Consider the following 1,009-nt stretch of genomic DNA (forward strand, 5'->3'; position numbering starts at 1 on the left):
TGCCGCGAATGTTCACGGCAGCGACGCCATCTGCAGGCCCAGCGAAGCCGCAGGATTGGCAATGGAAATCATCTCGTGTCGGTCGATTCTTCTTGTCGCAATGCCCACAGTTCGGACAAGTGCGCGACGTGTTTCGGGGATCAACCAACACAACAGGAACGCCTGCAAGGCGGGCCTTGTATTCGATGAAGGAGCGAGGCTGATGAAACGCCCAAGAATGCTGCTGACGACGCTGCGCCTTTCGAACCGTGATCCGGTCGCGGATGCCCTTGAGGTCTTCGATGGCAATACCGCGTCCGGTGTCTTTGGCTTTCGTAACAAGCATCTTGGCGATTCGGTGGTTTTCATTCGCAACAAAACGCGACTCTTTGCGACGACGGTTTGGGGCTTCCGCGCTTAAATTTGATGAAGATTCACTCACCATTTAAGTAACGATGGTATTTTGAGCGTTGTTCCAGCTCAGATTTAGAAAGTCTGCTCTTTTTGATGTCTGCAATGATCTTAGTCACCGTTTCGTCTTCCCAGGCTTTGAGTATTTTTCGAGCGGCCTCCATATCGCTTGCTGGTTTCTTTTTGTTATGGGCCATGATCCTAGTCTCCTTATGAATTTCGGGTTAGAAATCATCTTGCCCGTAGGAGACAAAAATAAACCCGCGAGTGACTCGCGGGATAGGGAACAAAAACTTACTTGGCGACTAGCTGTATCCATTGAAGTTGTGCTTGAGACGGTTCAACTTTCCCAGATTTAGTAGTTGTGGCAAGTACCTCTTCCAAGGCAGCGAGAACTTCCTTTTCTGCGACTGAAGCCGAATTAGTTGACTGTTTTTCCTTGTCCATATAGGTATTGTCACCACCTTAGAGACTACTTTTAATTGTATCACATGCATCAAGCACCTAAAATACGATCGACATATGCTGAGAGTTCCTCATCCGAAGCTACTTTGGCACGATATTCTTGCTGGATTCTCGTGATATTCCAAATTTCGTCTTCCTCCAACAGATCACGAAA

Annotated in this window: 2 protein-coding genes; both read right to left on the bottom strand. The window is 48.0% G+C overall.

What is annotated here, in order from left to right; translation table 11 throughout:
• A partial coding sequence (locus AAC01S_RS19095; protein WP_306307201.1) for an RNA-guided endonuclease TnpB family protein occupies positions 1-424 on the bottom strand: 424 nt, incomplete at its 3' end.
• Complete coding sequence (locus AAC01S_RS19495) at positions 414-587, bottom strand: hypothetical protein (protein ID WP_157071309.1); 174 nt, start codon at positions 585-587, stop codon at positions 414-416. The genes AAC01S_RS19095 and AAC01S_RS19495, both read right to left, overlap by 11 nt.
• Positions 588-1,009: the final 422 nt, after the last annotated feature.

Origin of the sequence: Alicyclobacillus acidiphilus NBRC 100859 (assembly GCF_001544355.1) — a bacterium.
GTDB lineage: Bacteria > Bacillota > Bacilli > Alicyclobacillales > Alicyclobacillaceae > Alicyclobacillus > Alicyclobacillus acidiphilus.